The organism is Fictibacillus halophilus (assembly GCF_016401385.1).
Taxonomy (GTDB): Bacteria; Bacillota; Bacilli; order Bacillales; family Fictibacillaceae; genus Fictibacillus; species Fictibacillus halophilus.
Genome location: NZ_JAEACF010000004.1, coordinates 1 through 14,994 on the forward strand (window position 1 = coordinate 1; position 14,994 = coordinate 14,994).

15 protein-coding genes, 2 tRNA genes and 2 rRNA genes are annotated in these 14,994 nt (G+C 43.0%); 16 read left to right on the forward strand and 3 right to left on the reverse strand.

Annotation, left to right across the window (positions count from 1 at the left end):
• From I5J82_RS19050 to tsaD, 11 genes are all read left to right on the forward strand, one after another.
• Positions 1 to 188, forward strand: a 23S ribosomal RNA gene (locus I5J82_RS19050); the annotation flags it as partial.
• An 89-nt stretch (positions 189 to 277) separates the two neighbouring features.
• Positions 278 to 393: ribosomal RNA gene (gene rrf / locus I5J82_RS19055) — 5S ribosomal RNA — on the forward strand.
• A 606-nt stretch (positions 394 to 999) separates the two neighbouring features.
• On the forward strand, positions 1,000 to 2,148 hold the full coding sequence (locus tag I5J82_RS19060) for a trans-sulfuration enzyme family protein (protein ID WP_198769346.1): 1,149 nt from the start codon (positions 1,000 to 1,002) through the stop codon (positions 2,146 to 2,148).
• Between the two features lie 109 nt (positions 2,149 to 2,257).
• Positions 2,258 to 3,637 (forward strand): amino acid permease, encoded by a 1,380-nt coding sequence (locus I5J82_RS19065; RefSeq protein WP_198769347.1) that lies wholly within the window; start codon positions 2,258 to 2,260, stop codon positions 3,635 to 3,637.
• Between the two features lie 141 nt (positions 3,638 to 3,778).
• Positions 3,779 to 3,855, forward strand: a tRNA-Met gene (locus I5J82_RS19070).
• A gap of 44 nt (positions 3,856 to 3,899) precedes the next feature.
• Positions 3,900 to 3,975: transfer RNA gene (locus tag I5J82_RS19075), tRNA-Asp, on the forward strand.
• Between the two features lie 453 nt (positions 3,976 to 4,428).
• On the forward strand, positions 4,429 to 5,427 hold the full coding sequence (thiL, locus tag I5J82_RS19080; protein WP_198769348.1) for a thiamine-phosphate kinase: 999 nt from the start codon (positions 4,429 to 4,431) through the stop codon (positions 5,425 to 5,427).
• A gap of 9 nt (positions 5,428 to 5,436) precedes the next feature.
• On the forward strand, positions 5,437 to 5,889 hold the full coding sequence (tsaE, locus tag I5J82_RS19085) for a tRNA (adenosine(37)-N6)-threonylcarbamoyltransferase complex ATPase subunit type 1 TsaE (protein ID WP_198769349.1): 453 nt from the start codon (positions 5,437 to 5,439) through the stop codon (positions 5,887 to 5,889).
• Positions 5,889 to 6,584 (forward strand): tRNA (adenosine(37)-N6)-threonylcarbamoyltransferase complex dimerization subunit type 1 TsaB, encoded by a 696-nt coding sequence (tsaB, locus tag I5J82_RS19090; protein ID WP_198769350.1) that lies wholly within the window; start codon positions 5,889 to 5,891, stop codon positions 6,582 to 6,584. Before tsaE ends, tsaB begins: the two co-directional genes overlap by 1 nt.
• Positions 6,585 to 6,594: 10 nt before the next feature.
• Positions 6,595 to 7,044, forward strand: coding sequence for a ribosomal protein S18-alanine N-acetyltransferase (rimI, locus tag I5J82_RS19095; protein WP_066399684.1), 450 nt, complete (start codon positions 6,595 to 6,597; stop codon positions 7,042 to 7,044).
• Complete coding sequence (gene tsaD, locus I5J82_RS19100; RefSeq protein WP_198769351.1) at positions 7,041 to 8,057, forward strand: tRNA (adenosine(37)-N6)-threonylcarbamoyltransferase complex transferase subunit TsaD; 1,017 nt, start codon at positions 7,041 to 7,043, stop codon at positions 8,055 to 8,057. Before rimI ends, tsaD begins: the two co-directional genes overlap by 4 nt.
• A 411-nt stretch (positions 8,058 to 8,468) precedes the next feature.
• On the opposite strand, the gene abc-f is transcribed toward tsaD, so the two are convergent.
• Positions 8,469 to 10,409 carry a ribosomal protection-like ABC-F family protein gene (abc-f, locus tag I5J82_RS19105; RefSeq protein WP_198769352.1) on the reverse strand — a complete coding sequence of 647 codons (1,941 nt, stop codon included), beginning with the start codon at positions 10,407 to 10,409 and terminating at the stop codon, positions 8,469 to 8,471.
• 413 nt (positions 10,410 to 10,822) lie between these two features.
• On the opposite strand from abc-f, the gene moaC reads away from it, so the two are divergent.
• From moaC to tatC, 4 genes are read left to right on the forward strand one after another with little or no spacing between them, the layout of a single operon-like run.
• Positions 10,823 to 11,326 (forward strand): cyclic pyranopterin monophosphate synthase MoaC, encoded by a 504-nt coding sequence (gene moaC, locus I5J82_RS19110; protein ID WP_198769353.1) that lies wholly within the window; start codon positions 10,823 to 10,825, stop codon positions 11,324 to 11,326.
• Between the two features lie 45 nt (positions 11,327 to 11,371).
• Positions 11,372 to 12,007 carry a redox-sensing transcriptional repressor Rex gene (locus I5J82_RS19115; RefSeq protein WP_198769354.1) on the forward strand — a complete coding sequence of 212 codons (636 nt, stop codon included), beginning with the start codon at positions 11,372 to 11,374 and terminating at the stop codon, positions 12,005 to 12,007.
• Between the two features lie 18 nt (positions 12,008 to 12,025).
• Positions 12,026 to 12,205, forward strand: a complete 180-nt coding sequence (locus I5J82_RS19120) for a twin-arginine translocase TatA/TatE family subunit (protein WP_118156255.1) — start codon at positions 12,026 to 12,028, stop codon at positions 12,203 to 12,205.
• A gap of 12 nt (positions 12,206 to 12,217) precedes the next feature.
• Entirely contained in the window at positions 12,218 to 13,000 is a 783-nt protein-coding gene (tatC, locus tag I5J82_RS19125) for a twin-arginine translocase subunit TatC (RefSeq protein WP_198769355.1), read from the forward strand.
• Between the two features lie 449 nt (positions 13,001 to 13,449).
• Here the strand turns inward: tatC and I5J82_RS19130 are convergent, their stop codons facing one another.
• Positions 13,450 to 13,653, reverse strand: a complete 204-nt coding sequence (locus tag I5J82_RS19130) for a YdiK family protein (protein ID WP_137792220.1) — start codon at positions 13,651 to 13,653, stop codon at positions 13,450 to 13,452.
• Complete coding sequence (locus I5J82_RS19135; RefSeq protein WP_198769356.1) at positions 13,650 to 14,363, reverse strand: CPBP family intramembrane glutamic endopeptidase; 714 nt, start codon at positions 14,361 to 14,363, stop codon at positions 13,650 to 13,652. The genes I5J82_RS19130 and I5J82_RS19135 overlap by 4 nt, the downstream gene beginning before the upstream one ends.
• Before the next feature lie 246 nt (positions 14,364 to 14,609).
• Between I5J82_RS19135 and groES the strand changes: the two genes are divergently transcribed.
• Positions 14,610 to 14,894 carry a co-chaperone GroES gene (groES, locus tag I5J82_RS19140; RefSeq protein WP_066242572.1) on the forward strand — a complete coding sequence of 95 codons (285 nt, stop codon included), beginning with the start codon at positions 14,610 to 14,612 and terminating at the stop codon, positions 14,892 to 14,894.
• Positions 14,895 to 14,994: the final 100 nt, after the last annotated feature.

A 14,994-nucleotide genomic window follows, 5' to 3' on the forward strand; every position in this document is an offset into this window, starting at 1 on the left:
TAGCTGGGTAGCTACGTGTGGACGGGATAAGTGCTGAAAGCATCTAAGCATGAAGCCCCCCTCAAGATGAGATTTCCCATCACGCAAGTGAGTAAGACCCCTTAGAGATGATGAGGTTGATAGGTCTGGTGTGGAAGCGTGGTGACACGTGGAGCTGACAGATACTAATCGGTCGAGGGCTTATCCTTAAAAAAGCATAACGTTTGGAAACGTCGTATCTAGTTTTGAGAGAACATACTCTCTAATTTAATAGATCATGGTGAAAGTCATGGTTAGGTCTAGTGATGATGGCAAAGAGGTCACACCCGTTCCCATACCGAACACGGAAGTTAAGCTCTTTAGCGCCGATGGTAGTTGGGGGTTTCCCCCTGTTAGAGTAGGACGTCGCTAGGCAATGAGGAAGATGGATGAAAATCCATCTTCTTTTTTTGTGCTTTTAAAAAGAAGATAAGGTGGTTTGGCGGATACCAAACTTCTGATTATAGGTGACTGGGGTGTGAAAGGTGGAGGGTATAGAGCTTGGATCGGGCAGAGATTGGTTGTCGAGATTTAGCGAACGGCCTTTATTTTTGGTTTTAGACTTAATTGAGGTTCTTTCCGACTTAATTCGCTCTCATTTCGACTTAATTTTGTGCATTCAGGCTTAATTATGGAAGGGAGATACCCCACTCCGTATGCTTCGAAGATGCGTTTCAACCACGTAACCCTATCACAACCCCTCAAAATCGGAAGAAGATGGCCACAGCCATCTTCCATAACGCGATATTCTTCAGCAAAAGCTCTAAAAATCCATTTAAGAACAACATTAGCAACTCCTTCAACCATCAACCAAGCCAGTACCAACTAAAATACCTTAAATCTCACCCTCAAATGCACAAATCTCTCCAAAACCAACTTCCGCCACGACAAACAAACACCACCAAAACAAACCCCAAGCCCATATTTCTAACCGATTTTATGCTAAACTAAAAGATAAAAACAATGGGGAGGCCATATATCATGAAGAATGTTCATTTTGATACATCCAGCGTACATGCAAGTGGTCATAATAGTGTGAAGTCGGTAAGTAAGATCAATCCGATCTATCAGACGTCAGCTTTTTCTTTTAACGATCTTGACGACCTAGAGGATTATTTTAGAGGAAAGAACGATTACTTATATACGCGTATGAATAACCCGAACCAGAACGATTTTGCGAGTGGTGTTGCTAACCTTGAACAAGCTCCTGCGGGTGTTGTGACCTCATCGGGTATGTCAGCCATTTTAGTAGGTATCTTAGCAGTTACACAAGTCGGTGATCATATTCTAGCTTGTGATGATTTGTATGGTGGCACCTATCAGCTTCTTTCTGATGATCTTAAGAGTTTTGGAATCGAAACCACATTCGTTTCATTCAAGGACTTAGATGAGGTTAAACGAAACATTCGAAGCAACACGAAGCTCATTTATTCAGAATCCATAACGAATCCTTTATTGCGTGTAGAGGATTTAGAGGGACTTGTTGCCATTGCAAAAGAACATAATCTTACGACGATGATTGATAATACATTCGCCACACCTTATGTACTAAAGCCGTACACAAAAGGTGTTGATCTCGTAGTTCATAGTGCAACGAAGTACTTGAATGGACATAGCGACGTGACAGCAGGTGTAGTAGTAGGGAAAGAGGAGTTAATCGCAAAGGCTCAAGCAAAAATGATTCACCTTGGCTGTAATCTAGGACCGTTTGATGCGTGGCTGGCTTCTAGGGGCTTGAAAACGTTAAGCGTTCGTATGGAGCGTCATATTTCTAATGCAACTGAATTAGCGAAGCAGCTTAAACAGACAGAGGGAATTAAAACCGTCTACTATCCAGAATACGTGAGTGAAACGGGTAATTCTTCTATTGTAACCATCGAACTTGATGAAAACAGCAACGTTCATACGTTTTTTAAGTCATTGGATTGGGTTCATATTGTTCCGACGCTTGCAGGTGTAGAAACGACGGTCTCTTATCCACTCGGAACTTCTCACCGATCTTTACCAGCAGAGACATGTGAAAAATTGGGGATCAATAAGAATGTGATCAGAATTTCTGTTGGGATTGAAAATATTGAGGATATCGCGACTGTTTTTAAAGAAGCTGCCAAAAAAGCCCTGTTACAATAGGGCTTTTAGGCTTTATAATGTAATATAAACGAATTGTTTATCTTTGTCGAAATGTGTTATGATATCGGAGTGAAAGCGCTTCATCATATACATCAAGGGAGGCATAAAAATGAAGCCAAAACAAGAATTACAGCGTGGGCTCGAAGAACGACATATAACACTTATGTCGCTTGGGGCAGCTATTGGAGTGGGCTTATTTTTAGGGTCAGCTTCAGCAATTGAAATGGCGGGGCCAGCAATTTTATTAGCATATGCATTAGGCGGAGCCGTAATGTTCATTATTATGAGAGCATTAGGAGAGATGGCGATTCATCAACCGGTTGCCGGATCTTTTAGCCGATATGCAAGAAACTATATTGGACCACTAGCTGGTTATTTAACTGGCTGGAACTATTGGTTCTTGTGGATCGTAACATGTATGGCTGAGATCACAGCCGTAGGTATTTATATGAAGATGTGGTACCCAGATGTACCCGTTTGGATTTGGGCACTATCTGCACTTGTGATTATGGCTAGCATTAACTTGCTTGCTATCAAAGCGTATGGAGAGTTTGAATTCTGGTTTGCACTGATTAAGATCGTTGCCATCGTATTAATGATTGTAACTGGTTTAGGCATGATACTATTTGGTTTTGGTAACGGTGGAGTAGCAACAGGAATCAGTAACCTTTGGGAAAATGGCGGTTTCGCACCTAATGGCATACAGGGAATCCTGATGTCTATGCAGATGGTTATGTTTGCATTCTTAGGAATCGAGATGATCGGTGTTACAGCAGGTGAAGTTAAGAATCCTGAAAAATCTTTAGCAAGAGCTGTGAACTCTGTATTCTGGCGTATCCTGATTTTCTACGTAGGGGCATTATTTGTTATCATGTCCATCTACCCGTGGGATCAGATTGGAACGCAAGGAAGTCCGTTCGTTCTTACATTTGAAAAGATCGGTATCGGACAAGCTGCTGGTATCATTAACTTTGTTGTATTAACAGCTGCATTATCTAGCTGTAACAGTGGAATATTCAGTACAGGACGCATGCTTTTCAACTTGGCTGAACAAAAACAAGCACCAGCAGGACTTCATAAAGTAAGTAAGACGGGTGTACCTTCTGTAGCTGTATTAGTTTCAGCGGGAGCACTTCTTATTGGAGTCGTGTTAAACTATCTTGTTCCTGAAAAAGTTTTCGTATGGGTAACAAGTATCTCAACATTCGGAGCGATCTGGACATGGTCCATTATTCTTGTGTCTCAGCTTAAGTTCCGTAAAAGGTTGAGTGAAGAAGAAAAGAAATCACTGAAATTTAAAGTACCGTTCTTTCCGTATGGATCATATATCGCATTAGCTATTTTAATCTTTGTTGTCGGAATCATGGCATACTTCCCAGATACACGTATCGCCTTGATCGTAGGACCGTGTTGGTTAATCTTATTAACAGCGATCTACTATTTAAAAGGGTTCAACAAACGCACTGAAAACAACGATAAAGTGGCATAAAATAGAGGGCACTGGAAATAAATAAAATTTCTAGTGCCTAATATTTTTAAAACACTTGCATCATACTAAGAAACGTGATATATTAATAAATGTCCGAAACAAGTTGTTATCTAAACCAGAAAAAACAACATTTTATAACGTCGCGGGGTGGAGCAGTCTGGTAGCTCGTCGGGCTCATAACCCGAAGGTCGCAGGTTCAAATCCTGTCCCCGCAACCAATTTAAATTTCATGAACATTTACTACATCAATTACATACAAGCTGGACCCGTGGTGTAGTGGTTAACATGCCTGCCTGTCACGCAGGAGATCGCCGGTTCGACCCCGGTCGGGTCCGCCACTTTTAAAAAACGAAACAAGGTTTCGTGTTTTTTTATGTCTAAAAGTAAGTTAAACTAAAAATATACAACTGTCACCTTAGGAGTTTTATTATAATCCTAAGGCTTTTTTATAAGTTGATTTAAGAGTTGAGGTTGATTTCCGCTCCAGGTACTTCGCTTTCCGCGGGGCGACCGGTGAGCCCCTTGCCGCTTTGCGCCCTTAAGGGTCTCACCTGACCAGTTACAGTGGCTAGCCCCTCGAGGTCAAAAATTAAACGGTCAAGAAGGCAAAGTGCGCCTTCCTAGCCCATTCAACTTTTGCTGGTCGGGGCTGAACGAGCCACTTTCACATTTAGAACTGACCGCTCGTCCCGCAGGAGTCTCGTACCTTCCATACAATCAACTTAATCAATGAGGTTTTGCAAAGCTATTTAATAAACATGCTAAAGTAAAGACCAGAGAGGAGCACATCCATGATTAAAGATGAATTTGAATGGATCAACAGCATCACGCCTCGGCACTTCTTTCAAAAAGAGGTTGTTCAAGGAATCGGTGATGACGCTGCTCTTTGGTCGGTGAACGAAGAGATGGATCAAATCGTTTGTGTGGATACCATGGTAGAAGGTGTTCATTTTACGAAGAATACGTTATCTCCTTATCAAGCTGGCTTTAAAGCACTTGCTGTGAACGTGAGTGATATAGCCGCGATGGGTGGTATTCCGCAGTTCTATCTCGTCTCGATCGCGATTCCACCTGAATGGTCGGAGGATGAACTGCAAGAGATCTATCGTGGGATGGGGAAACTTGCAGAGAAATACAAAATGGATCTTCTGGGCGGAGATACCGTTTCTACAAAAGGGCTGTTAGTATTAACAGTGACGGTTATTGGAAAAGTAGAAAAAGGAAGATCTCTATTAAGAAGCAACGCGAGACCAGGAGACTCTGTATTTTTAACAGGAACAACGGGTGAATCAGCGGCAGGACTCAACATTCTGCTTGAAAAAACAAGACATGCTGAACTCACGGCAAATGAAGAAAAATGGAAAAGTCAACATCAGATGCCCATTCCTCATATCCAGCAGGGAAGAATTCTCGCAGGTAGCGGTTTTCGAATCTCCTTGAACGATGTTAGTGACGGAGTGGCGAGCGAACTGAATGAGATCGCTGAAGCAAGTAACGTTTCCATTCATATAGAAAGAAACAGCATGCCTGTTAGTGAGTCCTTAAGAGATTTACCAGAGGATGACGTGCTTCACCATCAGTTGTTTGGTGGCGAAGACTATGTGCTGGTTGGAACAGCTTCAGAAGAAGATTTTAAGGTGCTGGCAGATACATTCAAACAACATGAGCTGCCGCTTTATGAAATTGGGAAAGTTGGAGAAGCTGGTAAGGCTGAAGTCTTTCTTCATAAACAAGACGAGAAGCCTGAACTTCTCACGAAAAAAGGATACAATCATTTTAGGGAAAGGTAAGGGGAAGTCATGAGTACTTATCAATACGAAACAAAGTCAGCGGAAGAAACGATGTCTTTTGCCGAAAAGCTGGGCTCTCTTCTTCAAAAAGGAGATGTACTCACACTGGCTGGAGATCTTGGAGCGGGAAAGACGACTTTTACAAAAGGGCTCGCAAAAGGGCTCGGAATAACCCGTACAGTGAACTCTCCTACTTTTACCATCATTAAAGAATACAGTGGACGACTGCCGCTTTATCATATGGACGTGTACCGATTAGAAGACTCGGACGAAGATTTAGGATTCGAAGAGTACTTTTCAGGAGATGGCGTCTGTGTGGTCGAGTGGGCCGTATATATAGAAGACTATTTACCAGAGGAAAGACTTGAACTCATTATCTCACATAAAGGCGACGACGAGCGAGAGATTCAATTAAAACCTATCGGAACTAGATACGAAGAACGCGTTAAGGAGATTATGTAATGAAAGTTCTTGCAATAGATACATCCAATCTTGTGATGGGGATCTCAGTATTGGATGAAGGAAAAGTGCTCGGTGAGTATATTACGAACTTAAAAAAGAATCATTCGATACGAGTGATGCCTGCGATTGAAGAAGTATTAAAAGAGACTGGGGTAAAGCCTGCAGATCTTGATCGCATCGTGGTTGCGAAAGGGCCTGGTTCTTATACAGGTGTTAGAATCGGTGTAACAATCGCAAAGACACTTGCGTGGACACTAAAAAAAGAACTCGTTGGGATTTCGAGCCTGGAAGTACTCGCTCAGAGCGGAAAATACTTTGATGGCTATACCGTTCCTTTATTTGATGCACGCCGCACGCAGCTGTTTACGGGGCTTTACGGAAGAAATGATTCAGGAGAGTTTCAAAATCTTTGGGAAGACCAGATCATCTTATTAAAAGATTGGTTGGACAAGCTTAAAGAGCTAGATAAAAAGATATTATTCGTCGGAAACGATTTACCTCTTCACCAAGAGACGATTCAGAACGTGTTGGGGGACCAAGCTATTTTTGGACAAGTATCTGATCACAATCCGCGTCCAAGCGAACTCGGACGTATCGGTATGACGAGCGAACCGGTTGATATCCATTCGTTTACTCCAAGCTATCTTCAGTTGGCAGAAGCAGAAGTGAACTGGCTGAAGTCACAAGGAAAGTAGGGTGGATCTGATGGGAGAGCCTTATACATTCAGACTGGCAAAAGTAAGCGATATAGATGATATCCTTGGGATCGAGCAAGCATCGTTTGCTGTTCCATGGTCCCGAGAAGCTTTTTATAGAGAAATCGTTGAGAACCAGTTCGCTCATTACCTCGTTATCGAAGACTCCTTTCAGCCGGTCGGTTATTGTGGCATCTGGCTCGTTATGGACGAGGCACATGTTACGAACATCGCAATCCTTCCTTCTTATAGAGGAAGAAAGCTAGGGGAGATGCTCATGAGAGAAGCGATCAAACTTGCGAAGATGCATGGCGCGGTATCGATGACGCTAGAGGCACGCGTAAGTAATCATGTGGCACAGAACTTATATAAAAAACTAGGATTTGAAGCAGGCGGTATTCGAAAAAACTATTATAGCGATAATGGTGAAGATGCTTTAGTCATGTGGGTGGAATTATGATAAAAGATGAATTGATATTAGCGATAGAAACAAGCTGTGATGAGACAGCAGTAGCGATTGTGAAGAACGGTACAGAACTGTTGGCAAACGTTGTCGCGTCACAGATCGAGAGTCATAAGCGTTTTGGCGGCGTTGTTCCTGAGGTGGCGTCACGCCATCATGTTGAAGAGATTACGGTCGTAATTGAAGAAGCGCTGAATCAAGCGGAGTTAGAGCCAGGAGATCTTACAGCAGTTGCTGTAACAGAAGGACCAGGCCTCGTCGGAGCACTATTAATCGGTGTTAACGCAGCGAAAGCGTTCGCTTTTGCACACGGGCTACCGCTCGTTCCTGTGCATCATATCGCAGGACATATCTATGCGAACCGACTTGAAAAAGAAATGACGTTTCCACTGTTGTCTCTTATCGTCTCAGGCGGGCATACAGAGCTTGTCCTGATGGAGGAGCACGGAACGTTCAAAGTAATCGGTGAAACGAGAGACGACGCAGCAGGGGAAGCGTATGATAAAGTGGCGCGAACACTGAACATGCCATACCCAGGCGGTCCTCATATCGATAAGCTGGCACAAGAGGGTGAAGCGAACATTGACCTGCCTCGCGCTTGGCTAGAGCCGAACTCGCTTGATTTCAGCTTCAGCGGCTTGAAGTCAGCTGTTATCAACACGGTTCACAATGCAACACAGCGTGGAGAAGTGATCAAGCCTGAAGATCTCGCTGCAAGCTTCCAAGCGAGTGTTGTGGATGTACTTGTGGAAAAAACATATCGTGCCGCAGAGCAATATAACGTAAAACAAGTCCTCTTGGCCGGTGGAGTAGCGGCGAACAAAGGACTTCGTCACATGCTAGAGAACCGTTTTAATGGAACAAAGTATGATCTCGTCATTCCTCCGCTTCACTTATGCACAGATAATGCAGCTATGATTGGTGCTGCAGGAAGTGTGGCGTACCAAAAAGGAACGCGTGGAGATATGGCATTAAACGGTGTACCTGGATTAGATTTAGAAGCGCAATAATGAAAAAGCTCTTTTCCTTATATGAGGAGAAGAGCTTTTTTAGTAATCGACTTAATTCGACACAAAAACCCTTCATTTTTGTGGAAAAGTTATACACAGGTTTGTGGATAATGTGGACAATGGTTTTGAAACATTTGAAATAAAGGGTTTGTGTTATACACAATTCACATCATGTATACACATGTTCGTGTGGATAAAGTGGATAAGTCGTCAAAAAGTGCAAAATCCACAGGTTGATCTGTGGATAAGAATGATTATTCGAAAATTTCACTGGGTGTTTTTTTAAGTTTATTAAGATATTTGTGTGTAACGTTGGGGAAGAAGTGCGTAAGTGATGTCGAAACGTGCGCAGCGAATTAAATGACAAAAAAGCTGACATCCCTACAAAAAGTAAGGATATCAGCTTTCAACTTAAGCATTTTGTAGTTCTTCCCATTCTTCCATCAACGTTTCCATCTCTTCATTCAAAACATCAAGCTGAGACTGGAATTCTTGCGTCTTTTCATAATCCTGAAAGACTTCAGGTTTACAAAGTTCAGCTTCGGCCAAAGTGATTTTCGTTTCTAGTCCTTCAAGCAGACCATCGATCTCCTCGATACGGCGCTGTCTTTTACGATCCAGCTTCTTCGCTTCTTTATCGATCGAGTTTTTCGCACCGTTTCCTTGGTTTGAAGAAGGAGTGTTAACCGCGTTCTCCGCTTTCTGGCGCGCAGCGATTTCTTCACGTGCTTTCATCTCATTTTTCTTTTCGGTGTAATAGTCGTAGTCACCTAGATACTCGGTCATGCCTGTTGGCGCGAGCTCAACGACTTTCGTGGCGATACGGTTTATGAAATAACGGTCATGCGATACGAATAGGATCGTACCAGGATAGTGGATCAGAGCTTGTTCAAGGATCTCTTTGCTGTCAAGATCCAGATGGTTCGTCGGCTCGTCCAGCAGAAGAAGGTTTCCTTTCTCCATCATAAGCTTCGCCAGGGCAAGTCGAGCCTTCTGACCACCGCTCAGCTCTGTTACAAGCTTAAGTACATCGTCACCGCTAAACAGGAACTGTCCGAGGATCGAGCGGATCTCTTTTTCTGTTTTTTCCGGATAGTCATCCCACAGCTCGTTAAGAAGAGTCTTGCGGGAATGCAGATCCGCTTGTTCCTGATCATAGTGAGAGATCATGAGTCCACTGCCGTACCGTATATCGCCCGATATGAGCGGCAGCTGCTTACGTATCACTTTTAATAAAGTCGATTTGCCGATACCGTTCGGTCCAACGATCGCGACGCTGTCCTGGCGGTTGATCGCTACCGATACGTTCTTAAATAACGGCTCACCGTCTTCATATCCTGTGCTCACGTTCTCAAGCTTCAGCACATCGTTCCCGCTTTGTCTCTCAATCTCAAAAGAAAAACTAGCAGACTTTTCGGCACCAGCGGGACGCTCTTTTAATTCCATCTTCTCTAACTGTTTGCGACGACTCTGTGCACGTTTCGTAGTCGAAGCACGCACGATGTTGCGCTGAATAAAATCTTCTAACTTCGCAACCTGCTCTTGCTGCTTCTCAAACTCTTTCATCTCTTGAGCGAAACGCTCCGCTTTTTGCTCGAGATAGCTAGAATAGTTACCTGTGAAACGGTAAGAACGTTTTCTAGAAACCTCATAAACGGTCGTTACGATCTTATCGAGGAAATACCGGTCATGGGAGACGATCAAAATGCCGCCGGGATAACTCTGCAGATATTGCTCGAGCCACGTGAGCGTTTTGATGTCTAAGTGGTTCGTCGGCTCATCGAGAATGAGTAGATCTGGTTTAGTTAATAGGAGCTTTGCGAGTGCGAGTCTCGTTTTTTGCCCTCCACTTAATGTGTTGATCTTCGTATCGCGATCAAAATCGGCAAACTGAAAACCGTGAAGTACCGTACGAATTTCTGCTTCATACTGATAGCCACCTTCGTCTTTAAATGTTACTTGCAGCGCATCATAGTCTTTTAAGAGACGTTCATACTCCGCTTCATTCGCAATCACTTCTGGATCGCCCATACGCGCTTCCATCTCACGCAGCTTTTTCTCTTTTTTACGAAGGTCTTCAAACACCGAGAGCATCTCGTTCCAAATCGACTCATCGGAGTCCAGCCCCGCATCTTGTGCGAGATAACCAGTTTTCACGTCTTTCGGAATCATGACATGACCAGAATCGTAGGAATACTCACCAGTAATCACGCGTAGCAGCGTAGATTTACCCGCACCGTTCCGCCCAACAAGCGCGATCCGCTCACCTTTTTGAACCTCTAGTTTTATATTCGATAAAATAACGTCCGCGCCAAACGACTTCGTAACGTCCTGAACTTGTAAAATAATCATTGTAATTTCACCTCTATGGAAAACGGGTGGTTTTATTTATTTAATTGACTTGTTTGTTACTTTTGAATAATGCTGAAAAAGTACTTCTTTGATAAGTTGGTTGGAGCGCAAGGCACGAGACTCCTGTGGGACAAGCGGTCAGGTGAGACCCTTAATGGCGCAAAGCGGCAAGGGGCTCACCGCCTGCCCCACGGAAAGCGAAGTGCCTGGAGCGGAGAACAACTACTTACACAAACATGCTTTTATACAATCAGCCCTTAAATAAACAATATAACCCTGTCTAACTAGTAGTTTAGCGTAGTTTGGAGATTCGCGCCAACAAAGGGAATGTTCAACATTTTGCAATAATTACAAGTAAAATCTTAACGACAATAAAAGCGGTTTCGTGTATATTCATCATGAGGAGGGGTTTTATGACAGAGTTTACCCATTTTAACGAAGAAGGCCGTGCGCGCATGGTTGATATTTCGGAAAAAGAAACATCTCACCGAACAGCCGTAGCGGTAAGCGGGGTAACGGTTTCTGAAGAAGTCTTCCTTAAGATCAAAGAAAACGGATTTAAAAAAGGGGACGTTCTAGCCGTCGCACAGATCGCTGGAATCATGGCTGCGAAAAAAACCTCTGACTGGATTCCGATGTGTCACCCGTTATCACTGACTGGCGTTGATCTGTCTTTTTCATGGGATGAATTAGCGGACAGCATGTTTAAATTAAACATCCAAGTTGAAGTGAAAACGAAGGGCAGCACCGGTGTTGAGATGGAGGCGTTAACAGCGGCTTCTGCAGCAGCGTTAACCGTCTATGATATGTGTAAAGCAGCGGATAAGGGAATGGTGATCGGGCCTACATACCTCCATTCGAAAACAGGAGGAAAGAATGGGGACTTTCTACGTTCTTCAAGCCCTGACAAAATATGATACAATAGGAATAGATAAGCTTTCTAAACTTGGAGGGCTCCAAATATGAACCAAGATCAGTTAAAAATACCACACGCAACAGCAAAACGGCTGCCCTTGTATTATCGTTTTTTGAAAAACTTATCATCTTCCGGTAAACAAAGGGTGTCTTCTGCTGAATTAAGCGAAGCTGTGAAAGTAGATTCTGCAACAATCCGCAGAGATTTTTCCTACTTTGGCGCATTAGGCAAAAAAGGTTATGGCTACAATGTTAATTATCTGTTGTCGTTCTTCGCAAAGACGTTGAACCAGGATGAAACAACAACCGTAGCATTAATCGGAGTAGGTAACTTAGGCACGGCCTTCTTACATTACAATTTCACCAAAAATAACAATACCAAAATAGAAGTCGCATTCGATGTAGACCGAGCAAAAATCGGCAGCGAAATTGCCGGAGTTCCGATCTATCACACAGAAGACATCGAGCAAGAACTGAAGAACCGAGGCATCGATGTTGCGATCCTCACCGTTCCAGTAGGAGCCGCTCAATCGATCGCCGATCAACTCGAGCGCGCAGGTGTAACAGGCATCTTAAACTTCACACCCGCCCGATTGACCGTCTCACCCGAGATTCGTGTTCATCACATCGATTTAGCTGTTGAATTGCAATCGCTTGTTTATTTTATGAAAAACTATTCTTAAAACAAGGAGGTAATCGTTATGTTAGGACCAGGAAGTATCGCGGTAATCGGACTTGCAGCTCTTGTTATGTTTGGACCGAAAAAGCTGCCTGAGCTAGGTAAAGCAGCAGGTAAGACGCTTCGCGAGTTCAAAAATGCAACAAAGGGCATGATGGACGAAGAAGATGACAAAAAGGAAAGCGAACAACTGAAGAAGTAAGGATGTTTGTCTATGACCTCTGAAAAAAATATGTCGCTATACGGTCACATTGGCGAATTACGAAAGCGCATCATATGGGCGATTCTAGCCTTCTTCTTATTCTTGATCGCTGGATTTTTCTTAGCCAAGCCCGTAATCGTATATCTGCAAAGTGACCCAATCGCAAAGAACATTCAGATGAACGCTTTTCATCTAACCGATCCACTGAACGTGTACATGACGTTTGCCTTCTTCATCGGCCTCGTCCTATCCGCACCAGTGGTGTTGTACCAACTCTGGGCATTCATCAGCCCGGGGCTCTATGAGAACGAACGAAAAGTAACGCTTATGTACATCCCGATCGCATTCGTGCTCTTCTTAACGGGACTCGCATTCTCGTACTTTATTCTGTTTCCGTTCGTTGTGAGCTTTATGGGAAATGTCGCCGTGGCACTTAGTGTAGAAGGCGAATACGGAATTCAAGAATACTTCTCATTCCTATTCAACATCACACTGCCGTTCGGCCTGTTGTTCCAGTTCCCAGTCTTGATCATGTTTCTGACTCGACTTGGAATCGTAACACCTGATTTCCTTAAGAGCATTCGAAAAGTAGCCTACTTTGGGATTTTAGTAGTAGCGGGATTGATTACACCGCCAGAGCTGCTGTCTCACTTGATGGTTACGTTCCCGCTCTTGCTTTTATATGAGATCAGCATCATCATATCGAAGGCCGCTTATAAAAAACGCATGAAAGCCGAAGTCGAAGCACTCGTAAAAGAACGAGAAGCCCAGGCAGAAGCTGTGTATCATGATTAAAAAGAGGATGACTCCACGTGGGGAATCCTCTTTTTTGTGTGGTTGGAGTGGGTTGTGATTGAGAGTGGACAGTAAAAGCGGGGAATTGGACAGTAAATGTGTAAAAGTGGACAGTATTTTTTCGAAAGTGGATAGTAAAACTCGAAAAGTGGACAGTATTTTCGTGGAAGTCGACAGTAAGGCATACTTTGAGGGTTTTGCAGGCGACGCAGGTGCCTGCTTGAGCACCAAAACAGCCTTTGTTTTGATGCTGGTGATGATAATCTGTCGGATTCGAAGATTAATCTGTCCGATTGGCCGTATAATCTGTCCAATTCCCAACATAATCTGTCCAAACTAGCCAATAATCTGTCCAATCTCACATCCGCCACTGGCCAACCTCACAATGCACCGCCCCAAAATCCTACACAAACAAAAAAACTGCCTCCATCAGAAGCAGTTCCCCCATATTATTTCTTCTTTTTTCTTTTCAAGTGGTTGTTTAACGCGAAATAGCGGATGGCATTCGCATAATCGAAGGTTGCTACGACCATCGTAATGATGGTCCAGAAGCTTGTCATGCCGTACTCGCTTGCGTAATGAACGGCTAAGTACGTAAAGACGACTCCGATCCCTAAATATAAAAATGCCATAAACAGTGGTGATGTCTTCATAATAGTCCTCCAATAATCAGTTGCGCTGTTTCTAGCTGTTGTTCCATTTCTTTGATTTTATCGGCAAATAATACTTGAACGATCAAAACGAGCGTGTTCATGGCAACGTGTGCAGCGATCGGTACGATAAGGCGTTGCGTTTTAACATAAAGAAAAGCGAACGTGAAGCCCATTGCCGTGTAGATTAATAAGTGTGTGAAATCCGCATGAACAGCAGCAAAGATTAAAGAACTGATCAAAGCAGAAATAAAGAAATTATAGCGTTTATGAAGAGAGCCGAAAATAATCTTTCGGAAGATGATCTCTTCTAGTATTGGCCCAACGATGGCCGTTACAATCATAAAATATTTAACGTTTTTCACGATTTCAACGAGTTGCTTCGTGTTTTCCGATCCAGGTTGGATACCGAACAGGTTCATCTCGATCATGCTCGCGATAATTTGAGCGGCGTATGCCATAAAAATACCGATGATCGACCATAGAACGGCAGATCCTTTTGAGACGCGCTTAGAATTTCGGTGGCGTTCTCTCATTTCAGGGATCAGCATGTAAAGGATAATCACAAGAGCCACGATAAAGCTGAACGTTCCCCAAATTCCAAAAAGTTGATTTCTAGGAACACCAAGTTCGTTTAACAGTGGAACCCCAATGTAACCTGAGAATTGCATCACGATATATATGAAGATGATCCACCAATATTTTTTCTTCAAATTACCTTCTCCTTTACTTACAGCCCTAAAAATAATTGCGTTTTATACCTCTTTATATGCTTACCCATTTTAACATAGAATAGGCAGGGCTCGCGAGGATATCGAATTTGAGGGTAATTCGATTTATATTTATATTTCTCACTTGCAAAATTTTTTAGTTTTATTTATTATTAGAAATGGAGTTAGCACTCACTAACAAAGAGTGCTAATAAGAAATCTTTTAACTATTTAAGGAGGGTGTTTCACTTGTTAAAGCCACTAGGTGACCGTATTATTATTGAGCTTGTAGAAGGTGAAGAAAAAACTGCAAGCGGCATTGTATTGCCAGATTCAGCAAAAGAAAAGCCTCAAGAAGGAAAAGTTGTTGCTGTAGGTACGGGCCGTGTAACGGATAACGGCGAGCGTATCTCTTTAGAAGTTTCTGAAGGCAACACGATTATTTTCTCAAAATACGCTGGTACAGAAGTTAAGTACCAAGGTAAAGAATACTTGATTCTTCGTGAGTCTGACGTTTTAGCGATCGTAGGCTAATCTTTAGGTAACTGGGAAGCTTCAAAATTTTGAAGCTACATAAATTAAACATTAAGCATATGTAAGTCACTAACTTTTAAAATTAATGGGAGGGTTTTTA